The 17,128-nt window shown below is 72.2% G+C and carries 20 protein-coding genes; 10 read left to right on the top strand and 10 right to left on the bottom strand.

The window, feature by feature from the left end; all coding sequences use genetic code 11:
• The first annotated feature begins 544 nt into the window (after nt 1-544).
• Nucleotides 545-961 (top strand): VOC family protein, encoded by a 417-nt coding sequence (locus FRCN3DRAFT_RS0215585; RefSeq protein ID WP_007515736.1) that lies wholly within the window; start codon nt 545-547, stop codon nt 959-961.
• Nucleotides 962-968: 7 nt separating this feature from the next.
• On the opposite strand, the gene FRCN3DRAFT_RS0215580 is transcribed toward FRCN3DRAFT_RS0215585, so the two are convergent.
• Both FRCN3DRAFT_RS0215580 and FRCN3DRAFT_RS0215575 read right to left on the bottom strand, forming a co-directional pair.
• Nucleotides 969-1,766 carry a CYTH domain-containing protein gene (locus FRCN3DRAFT_RS0215580; RefSeq protein ID WP_007515737.1) on the bottom strand — a complete coding sequence of 266 codons (798 nt, stop codon included), beginning with the start codon at nt 1,764-1,766 and terminating at the stop codon, nt 969-971.
• A gap of 160 nt (nt 1,767-1,926) precedes the next feature.
• Entirely contained in the window at nt 1,927-2,793 is an 867-nt protein-coding gene (locus FRCN3DRAFT_RS0215575) for an SDR family oxidoreductase (RefSeq protein WP_007515738.1), read from the bottom strand.
• A gap of 122 nt (nt 2,794-2,915) precedes the next feature.
• Here FRCN3DRAFT_RS0215575 and FRCN3DRAFT_RS44660 point away from each other — a divergent pair, with 122 nt between their 5' ends.
• Nucleotides 2,916-3,356 (top strand): winged helix-turn-helix transcriptional regulator, encoded by a 441-nt coding sequence (locus FRCN3DRAFT_RS44660; protein WP_007515739.1) that lies wholly within the window; start codon nt 2,916-2,918, stop codon nt 3,354-3,356.
• 85 nt (nt 3,357-3,441) lie between these two features.
• On the opposite strand, the gene FRCN3DRAFT_RS0215565 is transcribed toward FRCN3DRAFT_RS44660, so the two are convergent.
• Together FRCN3DRAFT_RS0215565 and FRCN3DRAFT_RS44655 are read right to left on the bottom strand one after the other, a co-directional pair.
• A complete protein-coding gene (locus FRCN3DRAFT_RS0215565; protein ID WP_007515740.1) occupies nt 3,442-4,569 on the bottom strand; it encodes a hypothetical protein in 1,128 nt (375 codons plus the stop codon).
• Nucleotides 4,566-5,210, bottom strand: coding sequence for a SigE family RNA polymerase sigma factor (locus tag FRCN3DRAFT_RS44655; RefSeq protein ID WP_007515741.1), 645 nt, complete (start codon nt 5,208-5,210; stop codon nt 4,566-4,568). Before FRCN3DRAFT_RS44655 ends, FRCN3DRAFT_RS0215565 begins: the two co-directional genes overlap by 4 nt.
• A 327-nt stretch (nt 5,211-5,537) precedes the next feature.
• On the opposite strand from FRCN3DRAFT_RS44655, the gene FRCN3DRAFT_RS0215555 reads away from it, so the two are divergent.
• Nucleotides 5,538-6,317 (top strand): SHOCT domain-containing protein, encoded by a 780-nt coding sequence (locus FRCN3DRAFT_RS0215555; protein ID WP_007515742.1) that lies wholly within the window; start codon nt 5,538-5,540, stop codon nt 6,315-6,317.
• 30 nt (nt 6,318-6,347) lie between these two features.
• Here the strand turns inward: FRCN3DRAFT_RS0215555 and FRCN3DRAFT_RS44650 are convergent, their stop codons facing one another.
• The gene (locus FRCN3DRAFT_RS44650; RefSeq protein WP_007515743.1) at nt 6,348-7,217 is read right to left on the bottom strand and encodes an alpha/beta fold hydrolase; all 870 of its coding nucleotides are present in this window, start codon (nt 7,215-7,217) and stop codon (nt 6,348-6,350) included.
• 57 nt (nt 7,218-7,274) lie between these two features.
• Here FRCN3DRAFT_RS44650 and FRCN3DRAFT_RS0215545 point away from each other — a divergent pair, with 57 nt between their 5' ends.
• The gene (locus tag FRCN3DRAFT_RS0215545) at nt 7,275-7,868 is read left to right on the top strand and encodes a TetR/AcrR family transcriptional regulator (protein ID WP_007515744.1); all 594 of its coding nucleotides are present in this window, start codon (nt 7,275-7,277) and stop codon (nt 7,866-7,868) included.
• Nucleotides 7,869-7,890: 22 nt separating this feature from the next.
• Nucleotides 7,891-8,937, top strand: coding sequence for an MBL fold metallo-hydrolase (locus FRCN3DRAFT_RS57115; RefSeq protein WP_007515745.1), 1,047 nt, complete (start codon nt 7,891-7,893; stop codon nt 8,935-8,937).
• A 34-nt stretch (nt 8,938-8,971) separates the two neighbouring features.
• Here the strand turns inward: FRCN3DRAFT_RS57115 and FRCN3DRAFT_RS44645 are convergent, their stop codons facing one another.
• Both FRCN3DRAFT_RS44645 and FRCN3DRAFT_RS0215530 read right to left on the bottom strand, forming a co-directional pair.
• Entirely contained in the window at nt 8,972-9,385 is a 414-nt protein-coding gene (locus FRCN3DRAFT_RS44645; RefSeq protein WP_483414355.1) for an alpha/beta fold hydrolase, read from the bottom strand.
• Between the two features lie 162 nt (nt 9,386-9,547).
• Nucleotides 9,548-10,006 carry an SRPBCC family protein gene (locus FRCN3DRAFT_RS0215530; protein ID WP_007515747.1) on the bottom strand — a complete coding sequence of 153 codons (459 nt, stop codon included), beginning with the start codon at nt 10,004-10,006 and terminating at the stop codon, nt 9,548-9,550.
• Between the two features lie 330 nt (nt 10,007-10,336).
• Here FRCN3DRAFT_RS0215530 and FRCN3DRAFT_RS0215525 point away from each other — a divergent pair, with 330 nt between their 5' ends.
• Together FRCN3DRAFT_RS0215525 and FRCN3DRAFT_RS0215520 are read left to right on the top strand one after the other, a co-directional pair.
• Nucleotides 10,337-10,681: a hypothetical protein gene (locus FRCN3DRAFT_RS0215525; protein ID WP_007515748.1), complete on the top strand. Its 345-nt coding sequence runs from the start codon at nt 10,337-10,339 to the stop codon at nt 10,679-10,681.
• Nucleotides 10,682-10,833: 152 nt separating this feature from the next.
• The gene (locus tag FRCN3DRAFT_RS0215520) at nt 10,834-11,226 is read left to right on the top strand and encodes a VOC family protein (RefSeq protein WP_035928042.1); all 393 of its coding nucleotides are present in this window, start codon (nt 10,834-10,836) and stop codon (nt 11,224-11,226) included.
• A gap of 56 nt (nt 11,227-11,282) precedes the next feature.
• Here the strand turns inward: FRCN3DRAFT_RS0215520 and FRCN3DRAFT_RS0215515 are convergent, their stop codons facing one another.
• The 3 genes from FRCN3DRAFT_RS0215515 to FRCN3DRAFT_RS44640 all read right to left on the bottom strand — a co-directional run bounded on the left by FRCN3DRAFT_RS0215515 (nt 11,283) and on the right by FRCN3DRAFT_RS44640 (nt 13,901).
• Nucleotides 11,283-12,143 (bottom strand): helix-turn-helix domain-containing protein, encoded by an 861-nt coding sequence (locus FRCN3DRAFT_RS0215515; RefSeq protein ID WP_007515750.1) that lies wholly within the window; start codon nt 12,141-12,143, stop codon nt 11,283-11,285.
• On the bottom strand, nt 12,143-12,598 hold the full coding sequence (locus tag FRCN3DRAFT_RS0215510; protein WP_131803605.1) for a hypothetical protein: 456 nt from the start codon (nt 12,596-12,598) through the stop codon (nt 12,143-12,145). Before FRCN3DRAFT_RS0215510 ends, FRCN3DRAFT_RS0215515 begins: the two co-directional genes overlap by 1 nt.
• A gap of 73 nt (nt 12,599-12,671) precedes the next feature.
• The gene (locus FRCN3DRAFT_RS44640) at nt 12,672-13,901 is read right to left on the bottom strand and encodes a cation diffusion facilitator family transporter (protein WP_007515752.1); all 1,230 of its coding nucleotides are present in this window, start codon (nt 13,899-13,901) and stop codon (nt 12,672-12,674) included.
• 224 nt (nt 13,902-14,125) lie between these two features.
• Between FRCN3DRAFT_RS44640 and FRCN3DRAFT_RS0215500 the strand changes: the two genes are divergently transcribed.
• From FRCN3DRAFT_RS0215500 to FRCN3DRAFT_RS0215490, 3 genes are all read left to right on the top strand, one after another.
• The gene (locus FRCN3DRAFT_RS0215500; protein ID WP_035928033.1) at nt 14,126-14,884 is read left to right on the top strand and encodes an ABC transporter permease; all 759 of its coding nucleotides are present in this window, start codon (nt 14,126-14,128) and stop codon (nt 14,882-14,884) included.
• Nucleotides 14,885-14,964: 80 nt separating this feature from the next.
• Nucleotides 14,965-16,173, top strand: coding sequence for an amidohydrolase family protein (locus FRCN3DRAFT_RS0215495; RefSeq protein WP_007512438.1), 1,209 nt, complete (start codon nt 14,965-14,967; stop codon nt 16,171-16,173).
• Nucleotides 16,174-16,181: 8 nt separating this feature from the next.
• Entirely contained in the window at nt 16,182-16,988 is an 807-nt protein-coding gene (locus tag FRCN3DRAFT_RS0215490) for an SDR family oxidoreductase (RefSeq protein ID WP_007512440.1), read from the top strand.
• Nucleotides 16,989-17,128: the final 140 nt, after the last annotated feature.

Raw genomic sequence — 17,128 nt, 5'->3', positions numbered from 1 at the left:
GTCGGCGGACCGCCGGAGTCTGTGCGCGGTGGTCGCCGAGCCGGCGGCCGCCACGGCCGCGAGTGCCAGCGCGGCCAGAGCGAGGATGACGGCAGCCAGCATTCATACCTCCCAAGACAGGGAAGGCGGGGGACTGCGTCCCCCCGCCTTCACCCGGACCCGTCGTGCGCGCCGATAGCTTCGGCGGGCCTGATCGCCACTTCGTTGTAGCGATCTGTCTACGGACAGTACGCCCGTGCAGACGCCTTTGCATACGCCAGGCCACACTTGGCCCACGATCAGCCCATTGGACTCCGGAAGGCTGGCCACAGTTGGTCCACCGGTGGATTTCAAACCGATACACAACGACGCAGGTAGCGGGTTCGCCAGCCGACCCGGTCCGGCATTTCGGACAGGCACACCATTCGAACTGTGCCCGCCGTCACATTCCCTTAATGCGCGATCAATCGACGCGCATGCCCGGCGTCCCGGCGGGAAACCGGACACCTCCGCCGCGTGGCTCTCGAGACGAAAACCGCCGGACCGGCCTGGAAGACTGGATGGCATGCTCGATCACATCGCGCTTCAGGTATCCGACGTCTCGACGAGCGCCGACTTCTACGACGTCGTTCTGGCTCCCCTCGGCGGCAGGCGGCAGGCGCAGTTCGACAGAGGCGCCGGCCTCGTCGTCGGCTTCGGCGTCGACGCGTCAACCTTCTGGATCGGGCCGGTGACGACGGCCGGGACCGCTCGGGAGGTGCACATCGCCTTCGCCGCCCCTGACCGCGCCGCCGTACGCGCCTTCGAGGCCGCCGCGGTCGCCGCCGGCGCGGAGGTGCTGCACAGCGCCCGGCTCTGGCCGCAGTACCACCCGTCGTACTACGGCGCCTTCGTCCGCGACCCGGACGGCAACAACGTGGAGGCCGTCTGCCGCACCCCCGAGCCGGACGCGCTCTCCCGGCCGGCGCTCCCGCACCCGTAGACCTTTCTCAGGTCATCGACGGGTGCGCATGGAAGTAGGCCAAGGCCGTGGCGGTCTTGGTCTGCTGCGGGCCGGTCAGGTCGATACCGTGATCGCGCAGGACCGTCGCGGTCCGCGCCGCGGCATGCAGGACCTCCTCCGGGCGGCAGCGCGTCGACAGTTCCAGGAGCTGGGAGCCGTCCGGGAACGTCCAGCGCTCGACGAGCAGCCGACGGCTGTCACCGGGAACGACGAGCGTGCGGCGGCGGGCGTCGACGGGACCGTGCGCCACGAGTTCGCCGAGCCGGACGCCGTTCGGGAGGTGCGCGGTGAGCAGGCGCAGCTGCGGTTTCGTGAGCAGCCGGTGCAGCGGCAGCTTTCCCCGCGCCACCTGTTCGACGTGACCTGGCAGGAGATGGCTCTTCAGCGCCGCCGAGCAAAGGTAGCTGCCGGGCATGCCGTCTATCTCGACGGTGAAACGCTTGGACCGGCGCAGGGCAGGCGAGATGGCGGCGGGGTCGACGGGGCGTAGTTTCACGACCGCGTCGTCGTGGCGGTCCGGCATCCGGCGGACCCTGGTGATGACGCCGCATCGGAAAAGCATCCGGTCGGGGGTGTCGAAATAGTAGACACGTTGCCGGCGGGCATTGCGAAAGCTGATGCGCAGACTTTCACGGACCGCCTCGTGCGCGGTTTCCGGCACGATCAGCTTGAGCTCCACCCTGTCCGTCTTGCGCGCCAGTTCGACCAGCCGGTCGAGCTCCCGTTCCGGGAGCCGCCAGAATCCCTGCGATGCGCGTTTCACCTGTTCTGTTTGTCTGCCCACCGGGTCTCCTCGATCCGACGGATGACGGGACACGACCAGCAGAGGGTGCGCTGGCCGGTGGGCGCAGCCGTCGTTTTCGAGCCATCCATGTCCGAACGCATATATGCCCGCGCCGACGCCAGTCATGCGTCGGCGCGGGCGTACAAGATCTCGGCGAATCCTATCCCGCGGCGCCGGCGGCCGCGTGGATGGCCCGCAGCCTGGTGGTGGGTGACCGGCCGATGAGGTCGCGCAGGTCGTGGCGGTCGGTGAACAGCTCGCCGCGGGCCAGCCCGGCGTCGGCGTCGGCCAGCACGTCGGCGAGCTCGGCCGGCAGCCCAGCGCCGGCCAGCGCGGCGGCATATCCGTCGGTCGGTAGGTCACGGTAGGCGATCGGCGTGCCCAGGACCTCGGAGAACGAGGCGGCGAGCTCGGTGAGGGTGAACGCCGCGCCGCCAAGCTCGTAGGTCGCGCCGGCGTGCCCGTCGCCGGTGAGTACGGCGGCCGCGGCGGCGGCGTAGTCGACCCGGCCGGCCGCGCTGACCCGGCCGTTCCCGGCGGCGCCCAGCAGGACCCCGTGCTGGCGGATCGCGGGCAGCTGGTCGGTGTAGTTCTCCAGATACCAGCCGTTGCGCAGGATCACGAACGGAATTGCGCCGGCCCGCAGGTACTGCTCGGTGCTGTGGTGCTCCGCGGCCAGTCGCGTCCGCGCGGCGCCGGCGTTCAGGACGCTGGTGTAGGCGACCAGCGACCCTCCTGCCGCCACCGCGGCGTCGATGGCGCGCCGGTGGTTGTCGAACCGGTGCCCGACGGTCGTGGTCGAGACCAACAACAGCCTCTCGACGCCGTGGAACGCCTCGGCCAGGCTGGCGGGGTCGGCGAAGTCCGCCCGACGGGTCGTCACCCCGGTCCGCGCGGTGAGCGCGCTGAGCCTGCCGGCGTCACGACCGGTCGCCACGAGCTGCCCGGCGGGCACGCCCGCCGCCAGGAGCTGATCGATGACGAGTCGGCCGAGCTGCCCGGTCGCACCGGTGATCACAAGGGACACGATCTACTCTTTTCGTGGTGGTCACGCTGTCCCCACCACCCAATGCCGCACACTCTCCATTGGGAAGTACCCACCTTGAAGTAAGCTACTAACCATGCTGGCGGTTCTGTTATCGTCGCGGCGTGACGATCGACGCGCAGACGTGTGACCCGTACGCGCGAGGCTGCCCCTCCCGCGACCTGCTCGACCGCATCGGCGACAAGTGGACCGTCCTGATCCTCGGCGAACTCTCCGACGGCCGGCCGCACCGGTTCGCCGCGATCCGCAACCGGATCGAGGGGATCAGCGAGAAGATGCTCACCCAGACGCTGCGCCATCTCGAGCAGGACGGGCTCGTCACCCGAACCGTCTATCCCGAGGTTCCGCCCCGCGTCGAATACCAGCTCGCCGCACTTGGCGTCACCCTGCGTGCTCCGTTGGACGCCCTGCTGCAGTGGTCCGTCGCCCACGCCGCCGAGGTCGCGGCGGCCCGAGCGCGGTACGCCGGAACCATCTCGACCGCGACGGCGGGGACCGCGCAGTCGTCGGCAGGTCCGCGATGGACAGACCCGCTGGTCGATTGAGCTCCTGGACCACCAGCGCCCCGCCTTCTGCGGCGATCGCCAGCTCCGGCGGTCCGCGGGTGTCAGAGCCGGCAGACCACCTCGCCTAGGGTTTGCAGAACAGCGAGATGGTCTGGCAATAGGTTGCCTCGGTGACCTTCCAGCCGGTCGGGGTGCGGACCGCCTCGCCGGGGAAGGTGCGGGAGGCAGTGCCACCGGACGTCCCCGGCACGAACCTCGACAGCCGGGGATCGGTGAAGGTGACGGTGAGAACGATGTCGACCCGGTCCGCGGCGCGGGGCGCGGTGGCCAGCAGTCGGACGGAGGCGGTTCTCGCGAAGCCCGGGTAACGGGCGGCGAAGGACAGCCGGGCGGCGACGAGCGCGGGCGCGTCGGCGGTGTCGACGGCACCGATCGCCTCCACGGCCGGAACACCCGCCCGCAGCGCCCGGCTGGCCGCGGCCTGGATCGCGGCGTCCAGCTCCGGGGTGGCCGCGGGCGGGCCGGTGTCGACGACCAGCGCCTCGGCGACGTGCCGGACCTCGTCGAGGGTGATCGGGGTGCCGCCGTCGACGCTGAGCACCAGGCCGTCACGCTCGATCCAGGTGAACCCGAACTCCTGCTTGGAGGCGTTGCCCCGCTGGATCGCGGGATGACCGCGCACCGTCGCTTCGGAGTAGGAGTCGAAGCCGGAACCGCTGGCGCGGGCGCGGGTGGCGACGTCGTCGAGGCTGCCGGTCGGCCCCCATTCGGCCCGCACCGCCACGAAGCCGACCCGCCCGTCGATCATCGCCGAGAAGTCGGCCCGGTAGGCCCGCACGCCGGGGCGAGTGTCGTTCACGGTGACGCCGGTGCCGGTGGAGGTGCCGACAAGCGGCAGGCCAGCTGGCAGCCAGGCGACGGTCACGGCGCCGACAACGGGGCCGGACACGCCGGGCGCCGGCGTCGGCGGCACGGCCGTGGGCACCCCACCCGGCTGGGCGGAGGCGGTGGCCGGCGGTGTCGTGACGGGGACGACGCGGGCACCGCCGTGGGTGCGCAGCAGCAGGCCGGCGGGGACGACGAGGACCACGACCATGAGCGCGGCCGCGGCCGCGGTCAGCCGGGCGCGCCGCCGCCGATAGCGGTGGCGGGTGGCGTCGGCCAGGCCGCCGCGGGCGCTGATTCCGGCGGTGGCGGCGTGCAGCGCGTCGGCGACCGTCCGTTCGAACGGTGAGGTGGGGGTCGTCGTCACGGCATGCTCCTGTTCGCGGTCGCCCCGGGATCGCCGTCGGCGGCGGTGACGGTGGCTCGGGTTGGTGTGCTGGCCCGGCCGGCCGTCGACCGGTGGGGGACGGCGCCGTGGGCCGGACCCGCGGCGGCCGTACCGGGTGCCGAGGCAGCCAGGTGGGTGTTCTCGCGCAGCCGGGCGAGACCGCGGGAGGCGTGGCTTTTCACCGAGCCGACGGAACAACCGAGCGCGGCGGCGACGTCGGCCTCCGAAAGGTCGTCCAGGTAGCGCAGCACGATCACTGCACGCTGCCGCGGTGGCAGGGTCAGCAGCGCCCGGACCAGCCCGTCGCGTTGCGACAGCGCCTCGGCGTGGTCGGCGACGCTGGTGTCGGCCGTCCACCCGCCGTCGGTGAGCAGGGGCACCTCGTGGAAGCGCCGACGCCGCCAGCGGCTGGTCGCCGCGTTCACCAGGGCGCGGCGGAGGTAGGCCTCGGGCGCGTCGCCACCGATCCGGCGCCAGTGGCGGTAGGTGCGTTCCAGGGCGCCCTGCAGCAGGTCCTCGGCGGCGCCGCGGTCGCCCGTCAGCAACACGGCGGAGCGCAGCAGCCGGTCCGCCGTGCGTTCGACGAACTCCTCGAACGCCCGTTCCTCGTCATCGCGCACGCGTCGCCGCCTCCTGCTCGGGCACCGTCGTCTCCGGTTGCCCGGTTGTTCGCCAGGCCGCCGTCGTGGTGTTCGCGGTCCTAAACGCCGGCAGGTACCCGTGGGGTTGAGCTCGGGGCGAAAAATTGCGTCAGAAGGGTGGCCCAGCTCGGGCTCTGGCGTCCCTGCGTGTCGACCGTCCTGGGTGGTTGGTGGATGTGGACCGGCTGGGTGCCCGCCCCTCGGATCATGAGAAATTCGCCCGCGAGGTGAGAAACAATCTGGGACGTCCCCGGAACCTGAGCGAGTGGGCCGCGCGGCGAGCCTCACGGCACGAGGAGATCCACGATGCGCGCGTTGACCGGCCAGGGCGAGCAGGCCGTCGCCGATCTCGCTCACCGGTACGGCGTGAGCACCGACGCGGTGCGCACGCTGTTGGCGGCGGTGCTGGCGGGCAACGGCACCCGGGCGCAGTTCTCCCATCCCGAGCTCGGCGGCAGTGGGCAGTGGATGGCCGGCGGCATGACGATGGTCGGCGACATGTTCAACCACGGCCTGAAGGCCACGGTCAGCGGTCTCGCCGCGGAGCTGTCGAGCCTGCTGGCCTCGACGCAGGTGTACGCGCCTGAGCCCGCGCACGCCGGCGGGCGACCCGGCTCGGTCCACCCGGCGAACCTGAGCACCCTGGCGAACCTGAGCACCTGGTGGCCTGCCGAGCTGGGGCAGCCGAGCTCCGTCGGCGGCCAGAACGACTCCCGATACGCGGTCTTTCCGGCCGTGCGGCGGCTGGCCGTACAGAGCGGCGATGGCCCGGTCCGGACCTATGACACGCTCGACCACGTCATCGGCGGCGTGCAGCAGCAACAGGGCGCCGCGCCCGGAACGCTGTCCTTCTCCAGCCAGCACGGCACCTTCACCGTGGACAGCCTGCCGCCGTCGTCCGTTCCCGCGCCCGCTTCCGACCCGGTCGTCAGCGCTCCCGAGCCCGCCCCGCCGGCTGCCGCCAGTGGCACGGACCCCGAGACGATCCTGGCCACGATCGACCGGTTGAGCGACCTGCACCAGCGCGGTGTGCTCTCGGACGACGAGTTCACCGCCAAGAAGACCGAGCTGCTGGGCCGTCTCTAGCTTTGACGGTCCTCACGGTCCTCACGGTCCTTAGGGTCGACGGCCGCCCGCGAACGGCTCTGCCGGGACGTCACCGAGGGTTCGCCAGAACTCGTCGATGTACTCGAGAAGGCGCCGCGGCTGCTCCAGCGGGACGAGGGTGCGTGCCGCCGGCACGGTGACCGCGGACGCGTACGGGGCCAGTTCGGCCGCTCTGGCGGCGTCCTCGGGAGACCAGTCGCCGCGGTCGTCGGAGGCGACGAAGAGGCTCGGCACCTGGACATCGGCGAGCTCGGCGGTGACGTCGGCCCGGTTCAGGATGAAGGACCGCACCCCGCCCGCCAGGCTTCGGCGGGTCGGGCGCGCGAGGCTCTCGACGACGATGCGCCTGATCTCGTCGTCGGCCGCGGCAGCCTCGGTGAGCATCGCCGCCAGGACGGCGGAACGCACCGGGCCCGTCGCACCGACGGTGCGCAGCAGCGGCAGCAGCAGGCGGATCTGGCGGCGCTGCCCGGCGGGGATGGGCTCGGCCGGCGCGCTGATCGCCACGAGGCTGCGCAGGACGCCCGGTCGCGCCGCGAGCTTGAAGCCCACGTGACCGCCGAACGCGTTGCCCACCCAGTCGACGGGCGTCGTCACCTCGAGGCCTCGAAGCAGGTCGAGCGCGGCGTCGGCGGCCTCGGTGATGGTGCTCTGGCGCAGCAGCGGCTCGCTGCGCCCGAGACCGGGGCCGTCGACGAGGAAGAACTGCCGCTCCCGGCCGACGAGGTGGGGCAGCAACCGGTCCCAGGTGTGGCTGTCGACGAACATCGACGGCCACAGCACGGTGGGCCGGCCGGATCCGATGATCCGGACGTGGAGGCGGCCAAGCCGGGTGGCGATGTCCGCGGCGTGTTCCTCGGTGGGCGAGGTGGTGGTCATGACGCTCCGTGGCAGGTGGGTCCAGGCTCCGACAATTTTCATGTTAATTTCACTTACATGAATTCGCGTGTCTACCGGATGACAGCGCGAGCCCAGGCCGCGGAGCAGACCGGCGAGCGCATCGTCGACGCGATGCTCCGCCGCTTCGCCACGCACCCGTACGACCACATCCGGCTGGAGGACGTCGCGTCCGACGCCGCGGTGACGGTCCAGACGGTGATCCGGCGCTTCGGCGGCAAACCCGGGCTGATGACCGCCACGGTCGAACGGGAGCTCGGCCGGATCGCCGCCGCGCGCTCGGCCGCGGCGCCGGGCGAGCCGGCGGACACGATCGATGCCCTGGCGGCCCACTACGAGCAGTACGGCTCGTTGATCCTCAAGATGTATGCCGAGGCGCACCTGGTACCCGGACTCCCGGAGATCGCCGGCCGCGGCCGCGAGTACCACCTCGACTGGTGTCGAAGCGCCTTCGCCGCGCACCTCGACACCCGAGGCGACCCGGCCGCGCGGGAGCGACGCCTGGCCCAGCTCGTCGCCGTCTGCGACGCCACGACCTGGCGGATCCTCAGGCAGGACATGGGGCTCGACCCCGAGCAGACACGGCTCGCCCTCGCCGAGCTCGTCCACCCGCTCCTGCGGGAACCGGGCTGACTCACCGGCCTAAGGTCGAGACATGTGCGATGACGACGCGTCGGGTGTGCTCGCCGCCGTTCCGCGGCCCGTGACGGGTACGGCTGTCGATCCGATCGGGCTGGCCCCGGTCGACGAGGTCGTCATCACCACGCTGATGGACAACACCTTCGACGCCCTGCTGGCGGGGGACGAGCGGGTCAGGCGGGCGCCGCGCGGGGCCGGACTGGCGCAGGCCCCCCAGTTCGAGGACGGGCTGACGACGGCGGGGCTGCGCGCCGAGCACGGGTTCTCGGCGCTGGTCCGGGTCCGTCGTGGCGACACGGTCACCACCCTGCTGTTCGACACCGGGGTCTCACCCGACGGGATGGTCCACAACGCCGAGCGGCTCGGCCTCGATCTCGGCGAGATCCAGGGCGTCGTGCTCAGCCACGGTCACTTCGACCACGCGGGCGGCCTCGCGGGCCTGGCCGGCCGCCGCGGGGTCCGCGGCCTGCCGATGACGGTGCACCCCCTGGTCTGGACACGCCGGCGGCTGGCGCCCCCCGGCCTCGACCCGGCCGCGCTGCCGACGCTGAGCAGGCGCGCGTGCGAGTCGGAGGGGTTCGAGGTGATCGAGCGGCGGTCCCCGTCGCTGCTGGTCGACGGCAGCGTGCTGATCACCGGCGAGGTCGACCGCACCACCGACTTCGAGCGTGGCATGCCACCCGCGCACCAGGCCTGGGACGGTGCCGGCTGGCGTCATGACCCGCTCGTACTCGACGACCAGGCGCTCGTCGTGCACGTACGCGGCAAGGGCCTGGTCGTGCTGACCGGATGCGGGCACGCGGGCGTCGTCAACATCGCGCGGCACGCGCTACGGCTGACCGGCATCGACCGGCTGCACGCGCTGATCGGCGGCCTGCACCTGAGCGGACCAGCCTTCGAACCGATCATCGCACCGACGGTCAGCGCCCTGACCGAGATGACGCCCGACCTCGTCGTCAGCGCGCACTGCAGCGGCTGGCGTGCCCAGCACGCACTGGCCACCGCGCTCCCCCAGGCCTGGGTGCCCAGCAGCTCGGGCACGTCATACCGGCTCGCCGCCTGACATCCCCGGGGGATCACCCGCCGGCACCGGATGGTCAGGTCGGAAGCGGAGCCGCGGTGATACGCGCCTTCCTAACGCTCAGCCGCCAGCCCGGCCTCAGGCATATTCGCCGCCTCGGCCCCGCCCGGTTCACGAGGTCACGCAGGTGGGCGTTGACCGCGTCCGGACGTTCCAGGATCACCGCGTGCCCGGCGCCCTTCTCGACCACGAGCTCGGCCTCGGGCAGGGCCTCGGCCAGGATCCGGCTGTGCTCGATCGGAGTCATGACGTCCTCGTCCCCGACGAGCAACAGGGTGGGGATCGCGCTCAGCACACCGACGGCGGCCAGCCGATCATGATCGAGAAGAGTCGGCAGGAACGCTCCGACCACGGGAATCGGCGTGTTCGCGACCATCTGCTCGAGCGAGTCGACGACGGGTTCCGGTACCTGGGCGGCGCCGAACCCGATCCGCCGGGTCAGCGCCCGAGAAAGGCCGCTGCCGGCTCGGATCTTTCGGTCGTTCGGATTCGCCCGTCGGACGCCGCTCAGACGGCCGCGGGACGCCGGCCACGATCGGCCGGCGTCCCGCGTGATGCGAACGCCCCGGTGTGCGGGTCGGTCAACCCGGCGTCAGGGCCGGTCTACCTGACCGCGCCAGGCACCGGTCTCGCTGCCCCGGTTCTCGATGAACGCCTTGAACCGCTTCAGGTCGGCCTTGACCCGCCGGTCGTCCGCGCCGACCGCCGAACCGACCTTCTCGGCCACGCCCTCGGGCTGCCAGTCCAGCTGGACCGTCACCCGGGTCTCGTCGGCGTTGAGGCGGTGGAAGGTCACCACACCAGCGTGGGTGGGACCGTCGGTGCTCTTCCAGGCGACTCGCTCGTCCGGCAGCTGCTCGGTGATGGCCGCGTCGAACTCACGGTCCTGGCCGGCCACCTTGACGTGCCAGTGGGTGTGGGTGTCGTCGATCTGCTGGATGGACTCGACGCCATTCATGAAGTGCGGGAACGACTCGAACTGGGTCCACTGGTTGTAGGCGGTACGGACCGGCACCGCGACGTCGATCGACTCCGCGACTGTGGTGGCCATCAGGTCTGTCCTCCTGTCGTCTTGTTGCTGACGTAGACCACCACCCCCTCCCCCGCCCGGCCGTCGACAACACCAGCCGTCATCGATCGACCCGCAAGACCACCCCTCGGGGTGGGAGGCCTCGCCGCCGCGAGGAAGACCATGCTCGCGGAATTCGCGACCAGGTGTATTCGGACCACTCCGGGGCAAAACCAATAGAACGGAAGCCGTCGCCGGCCAGCCGGCGGTGGTCGGCAAGAGGAAAGGGAACCGGGCGGCGCCAACGTTGCCGACAGGAACGATCAAAGGCGTCAAAGGCGATCTTCACACGGCCAAGGAGGCAGGAAACCAATGTCGAAGTCGACCGCGTCGACGGTCATGGACAAGGCCACAGCGGCCGCGGCGCCGGTGATCCACAAGGCTGACGAGCTCACCGCCCCGGTGCGACACAAGACCGTGGAGGTGGCGACGCCGGCGATCCACAAGGTCGTCGAGGTCACGGCACCCGCCCGCCAGAAGGCCTCTGATCTGACCAGTGGGCTGGAGGACCGCCTCGGCGGAACCGCCAGCACCGTCAGGGATGTCGCCGGGCGACGGTCGTCGATCATCGCAATGGCGATCGCGGTCCCGGTCGCGGCTATCAGCGCGGTGCTCGCCGTCGTTCTCCTCAGGAAGCGGGGGAACCGAAACCCCTGACCGACATTCAGATCCACCGGAAATCCATGATCGCCCGGGGCGGCCGTCGGCCGCCCCGGGCGATCGGCGCCTGGCGACGGGTGATGCGCCGCGCCGGCACGGCGTCCGATTCGTTCAAGCCAGGCGGGGGCCGCTGTCCCTACGGTCTGGGTATGCCAACGTTCTCACTGACTGGAATCGTCGTGTCCGACATGGCGCGGGGGCTGGCGTTCTACCGCCGCCTCGGCCTGGAGATCCCCGCCGAGGCAGACGGGGAGCCGCATGTCGAGGTGACCACGCCGAACGGCCGTCTCGCCTTCGACACCGACGACACGATCCGCTCGTTCGATCCAAGCTGGCGGCCGGGCACCGGCTCACCGCGCCTCGGGCTAGCGTTCGCCTGTGCCGACCCGGCCGAGGTCGACAAGGCCTACGCCGACCTGACCGGCGCCGGCTACACCGGCGAACGCGAACCGTGGGACGCCTTCTGGGGCCAGCGGTACGCGACCGTGGCCGATCCCGACGGCAACCACGTCGACCTGTTCGCGCCGTTGGCCGGAGCCTGAGCCGACCGCCTGGCTGGCCGGCTGGCTGGCCGGCCGGGCAGCTCAGGCTCCGCCGATCAGGAGGCGCCGGCGGAGGCGATCGCCGGCGTGACCAGCTCGCGTAGCGGCGCCCCGCCGAGGGCACGAACCTCGCGGGCCAGGTGAGCCTGGTCGGCGTAACCGGCCGCGGCGGCCACGTCCGCGAACGGCGACCCGGCGCGAGCGAGCGCCAGCGCGCGGCGGAAACGGACGATCCGGGCCAGCGTCTTCGGCCCGTAGCCGACCGCGAGCTGGCAGCGGCGCAGGAGCTGGCGCTCGCTGAGCGCCGCCGCCCGGGCGGCCTGGGCCACCGGAGCCCCGGCGCGGATGCCGGCCAGCGCCACCGGGGGCAGCAGGTCGGCCAACCCGTCGAGGCGGCCCCGGCTGGCGATCTCGGCCTCGAACGCCGCCGCCGGCGCCTCGGCGGCCGCGAGGCGCTCGGCGAGCCGGGCTGCCGCGGCCAGGCCCCAGATCTCGGCCAGGGGCACCCTGCGGTCGCGGACCTCGCTGGCCGGGACGCCGATGTACGCCGGGCCGACCCCCGAGTCGAACCGCACGCCGAGGTGGCGCGAGCCCGGCCGCCAGAGCCCGACCGCCGGGGCGGTGTCGGGACCGGCGACGATGACCTGCCCGAGATCGCCCGGCCCGGCCCGCGACCAGATCAGGTCCATGCAGCCGTCGGGCAGGACGCGATGCTCCGCGGCCTGCGGCGAGGTCGCGGCGGCCTCGCCCGTCTCGCCCCGGGGGGCCGGCGCGGTCGCCAGCCACATCGTGGCCGCCAGCGCCCCGGCGCGCCGCTCGCGGTACATCGTCCCGACGGTACCCGGCTCGGCGTCGTCCCCCTGACGGACCGAACCCGGCGCGGCGCGCGGGTTCGGTCCGTCAGCGCGGCCGCCCATCAGCGCGACGCTGTTCCGCCGCGGCGGGAGCCGTTGAGGCTGGCGCGGTGCGTCGCCGCGGAGACCACGGGCACCTCGTCGGCGCCGGCCCCGACGGCGACTGGCCGTGGCTCACCGGAGCCGTCGAACACCGTCCCGGCCACCGAGCCACCCGCCGGGTCGGCCGCCGAGCTGTAGTAGCGGCCGCTCGGATCCACAGGGGGCCGGCCGCCGTCCTCGGGCACCGAGCGCTCGGGTGGCCGCGCCTCGCCGGCCGGCGCCATCGTGCGCACGGACTCCCGGCGCAGCCGCCAGGCCACCAGCGCCCCGGCGAGCACGCCGGCCAGAAAGACTCCGGACCCGAAGAGTCCTAGACGCGCACGGCCGCTGATCGCGACTGGCCTGAAGTCGGTGCCGGCCCGCGGCTTGTGTGTCGTCATGAGCGTCGCCTCCAGATATCCAGATGCCGCCGCCATACCCACACTGTCCGAAGGAAACCGGACATGGCCCCTGCTCGATGGTCAGTGGGTTCCCGTCAGTGTGTCTCCGTCAGTGGGTTCCCACCGGGCAGTCGACCCGCGCGGCCGGGTCGTCACCGTCCTGGCCCCGCTCAGCATGATCAGGTCGCCCGCCCTCGGGTGTCACGGAGGGCTCGTCGGGAGCCGAGAGGCTCAGCACGGCGTTGACGACCGCGGGCGAGGACGACAGCCTGGCCTCGATCTCGCGCAGCCGCATCGCGATGCGCGGCTCGATGTCGTCGCCGACCAGATCCACGTCCCCGACCACGGTGACCATCCGTGGCCCGACGACCTCCACCCGCAGGTAGGTCACCCGGTCCACCTCCGGCATCGCCAGCAACGCCCGTATCGTCGCCACCCGGACCTGCGGATCGGCCTCCTGCCCGACGAGGAACCGCCGGTTGCGGCTGATCAGGACCAGGGCGACCGCGCCGAGCAGCACCCCGACCAGGATCGACCCCACCGCGTCGAAGGCCGCCGCTCCGGTGATCTCGTGCAGCGCCAGGCCGAGGGCAGCGATGACGATGCCGACCAGCGCCGCCGAGTCCTCGGCGAAGACCGCCCGCAGCGTGGGGTCGGTGGTCTCCAGCACGTGCTCGATGACGTCCCGGTTCATCGATTCGGCCTCCGGCCTGGCCTGCCGCACCGACTGGAGGAAGGACGTCCCCTCCAGCAGGAACGACGCCGCCAGAACCAGGTAGCCGATGAGGTAGTCGCCTCCGTCGGACCCACCGGCGAACAGCTCCTGGACCCCGTGGGTGATGGAGACCGCGCCGCCCGCGACGAACAGCCCCATGGCGGCGAACAGCGACCAGACGTACGCCTCCCGGCCGAAACCGTGCGGGTGGGCCGGCTCCGGCGGCCGGCGGGAGCGCCGGTCCGCCATCACCAGGAAGACCTCGTTGCCGGCGTCGGCCCACGAGTGCGCCGCCTCGGCGACCATCGACGCCGAACCGGTCAGGAGCGCGGCCACCGACTTCGCGATCGCGATCACCAGGTTCGCGCCGAAGGCGACCGCGATGGTCAGGGTGCTCTCGCTCGCCCCCGCGCCCCCGTCCTGCTGTAACGGGACCGCGGCCGCGGCCTCCGGCGACAGATCTTCGGGTGAGACCTGCTCCCGTGGTGAGACCTGTTCCTCCGGTGAGTCCTGTTCCTCCGGTGAGTCCTGCTTCCCTGGCGAGGCCTGCTCGCTGACCGAGGGTGGGTTGCCGGTCGAGGACTGGGTGCCGATGGAGGGCTGGGGTTCCGGCTCGGTCGGCATGCAGACAGTCCTCGCCACAAACCCCCACCTTCTAACCCGGACACCACGCCGTCCTGGTCACGGACTGACGGCGGACCTGAGGCGAACCCCCGACCTCATGCGGCCCCGACCTTCGATTGCGCCAGCGGACGGGCGTCACCACCAACCAGCCGATCAGCGTGTACACACTCGGAGCCACCGGAATCGCCTAGAGCCGAGGCGACGAGGAGGTCCGGTCGGTGCTGATGGACGCACATCTGATCATCGGGCTCGGCTGCCTCGTCGCGGTGGCGGTGGGGTGCCTGCTGTGGGCACGGGTCGACCGGGCACCGGCGGTGGTGACCGCGGTGGTGCGAGCGGTCATCCAGCTCACGCTGGTCAGTCTCGCGCTGCGCGGGGTGTTCGCGGCTCCGCCGGCCACCGCTGCGGCGTTGGCCCTGATGCTGACAGCCGCCGTGATCACAGCGGCCCGGAGGCTGACGGCCTTCCGACGGCCGGTCCTGGCCGTGGCCGGTTCGTGTGTGGCCGGCGCCGCCGTGACGCTGGGCATCGTCTTCGCCGTACCGGTGCTCGACCCCTCGACGCGGCACCTGATCGCGCTGTCCGGCAGCGTCTTCGGCGGCACCATGACGGCCTGCACCCTGGTCGGCCGCAGGCTGGCCGACGGGCTCATGCGCCGTCGTGACGAGGTCGAGGGGTGGCTCGCGCTGGGCGCCACGCCCCGGCAGGCCTGCGCGCCGATCGCCCGCGAGGCCGTGCGCGAGGCGCTGGTGCCAGCGCTGGACCAGACCCGCACCACCGGACTGGTGACCCTGCCAGGGGCGTTCGTCGGCGCGCTGCTCGGCGGCGCGAGCCCGGGAGACGCGGCCCGCTTCCAGATCGTCATCCTGACCGGCCTGCTCACGGCGGAGACGGTCGCCGCCGTCGTACTCGCCCACCTGCTCGGCGCGCCCCGGGTACTCCCCCTCAGCGGCCAGCCGGCTGACCGCCACAGCAACTCGTAGCACCGCCGGACCGGCTTGGCTCCGGGCGGCTAGGCGAGTAGAAATATCTACATCTCTTCACAGTCTGCAGGGAGGCTGCCATGGCGGCGCTACCAGGGCATGAACCGGCGGCGGCGCGGCCCGTCGACGCGGACAACCACTACTACGAGACGCTCGACGCGTTCACCCGCCACCTCGACCGGAAGTTCCGGCACCGCGGGGTGCGTGTCGTCCAGGACGGCCGCCACGTCGAGATGGTCATCGGCGGGAAGGTCAACAACTTCATCCCGAACCCGACGTTCGACCCCGTCATCGTCCCCGGCTGCCTCGACCTGCAGTTCCGCGGCCAGATCCCCGACGGCGTCGACCCGCGCAGCCTCACCAAGGTCGAGCCCATCCGGCCCGAGTACCGCGACCGGGAGGCACGGCTCGCCACGATGGACGCCCAGGGCCTCGACGCGGTGCTGCTCTTCCCCACGTTGGGCTGCGGCGTCGAACAGGCGCTCAGAAACGACATCCCCGCCACGATGGCGAGCCTCACCGCGTTCAACCACTGGCTCGAGGACGACTGGGGTTACTCCCACGAGGACAGGATCATCGCCGCGCCGATGATCTCGCTCGCCGACCCGGACGCGGCACTGGCGGAGATCGACCGTGTGCTCGGCCTCGGCGCCCGCGTCGTCCACATGCGCCCGGCGCCGGTTCCGACGGGGACCGCCAAGGGCCGCTCGCTGGGCGACAAGCTGCACGACCCGGTCTTCGCCCGCCTCGCCGCGGCCGGCGTGCCGGTCGCGTTCCACCTCGGCGACAGCGGCTACAACGCGATGATCGGAGCCTCCTGGGGTGGCGCCGAGGAGTTCGCCCCCTTCCGCGCGCCGGACCTCCTCGGCGGCGTCCTCATCGGTGACCGGGCCATCCACGACACCATGGCCAGCCTCATCGTCGGCGGCGTGTTCACCCGCCACCCGGACCTGAAGGTCGCCAGCATCGAGAACGGCTCCGACTGGGTCTATCCCCTGCTCAAGGGCCTGCGCAAGCTCGCGAACCGCGCCCCGTCGCTGTTCGCCGCCGACCCACTCGACACGATCCGGCGCCATGTCTGGGTCACGCCCTACTACGAGGAGGACCTGCGCAAACTCGCTGACACGATCGGCGTCGAGCGGGTCCTGTTCGGCTCCGACTGGCCACATGGCGAGGGCCTCGCCGAGCCGGCGTCGTTCACCGACGAGCTCACCGCCTTCAGCCCCGACGAGGTCCACCGGATCATGCGCGCCAACTGCGCGGAGCTGGTCGGGCTACCCACTTCCTAGGAGTCGAGATGGATCTTGGCATCCGCGACCACGGGTTCGTCGTCGTCGGCGGGACGGCGGGCATGGGACTGGCCACGGCGGAGGTGCTCGTCGCCGAGGGCGCGCGGGTGGTGCTCGTGGGCCGGGACGCCGACCGCGCGCGGGCAGCCGTCCGGCGGATCGATGAGGGAACCGGCGAGGGGCGGGCGACGGCCCTGGTAGGCGACGTCACCCACCCCGGCGCGGCGGAGCGGATCCTGGCCGAGGCGGTCGCCTCGCTCGGCTCGCTCGCCGGCGTCGCGGTGACGACCGGAACCTCCACGGCCGCGCATGCCGACCTCGACGGGGCCTCGGACGCGGTGTGGGCGAACGCGATCGACGACGTGCTGATGGGAACGGTGCGCACCGTACGCGCCGCCGTGCCGCACCTGGTCGCCGGTGGCGGGGGAACCGTGGTCACCACCGGGGCCTACGGCATGCGCGCCTATCACCCGGACCGACTGCCCTACGTCACCCTCAAGAGCGGCGTGGCAGCGTTCACCAAGACCGTCGCCCGCGCGTACGGCGGCTCGGGCGTGCGGGCGAACTGCGTCTGCCCGGGTGCCATCGAGACCGACTCACTCGCCGCCGTGCGCCAGGCCCTCGCGCGCGAGCGGGGCGTGCCGCCGGACGGGCTTCTCGAGCAGGTCATGGCCGACGAGTGGCACATGGACGTCGCCCTGCGCCGCCCGGGCAGACCCACGGAGGTCGGCGAGCTGTTCGCCTTCCTCCTGTCATCCCGGGCCGGATACCTCACGGGCGCCGTCATCAACATCGACGGCGGCACCCAGTTCTGATCGCCGGCCGGCGCGCGGGCGGGCCAGGCACCGCGCGGCCGAGGCCGGTGGGCGCGGGCAGGACGGCCGGCGTCAGAACCGGCCAGGCCCCAGTGTCCCCGGCGTACGGTCTGTCCTGGAAGCCGCCCCTACAGGACAGG

The organism is Pseudofrankia saprophytica (assembly GCF_000235425.2).
Taxonomy (GTDB): Bacteria; Actinomycetota; Actinomycetes; order Frankiales; family Frankiaceae; genus Pseudofrankia; species Pseudofrankia saprophytica.
The sequence above is the reverse complement of the archived record's forward strand: the minus strand, read 5'-3'. Positions and strand labels throughout refer to the sequence as shown.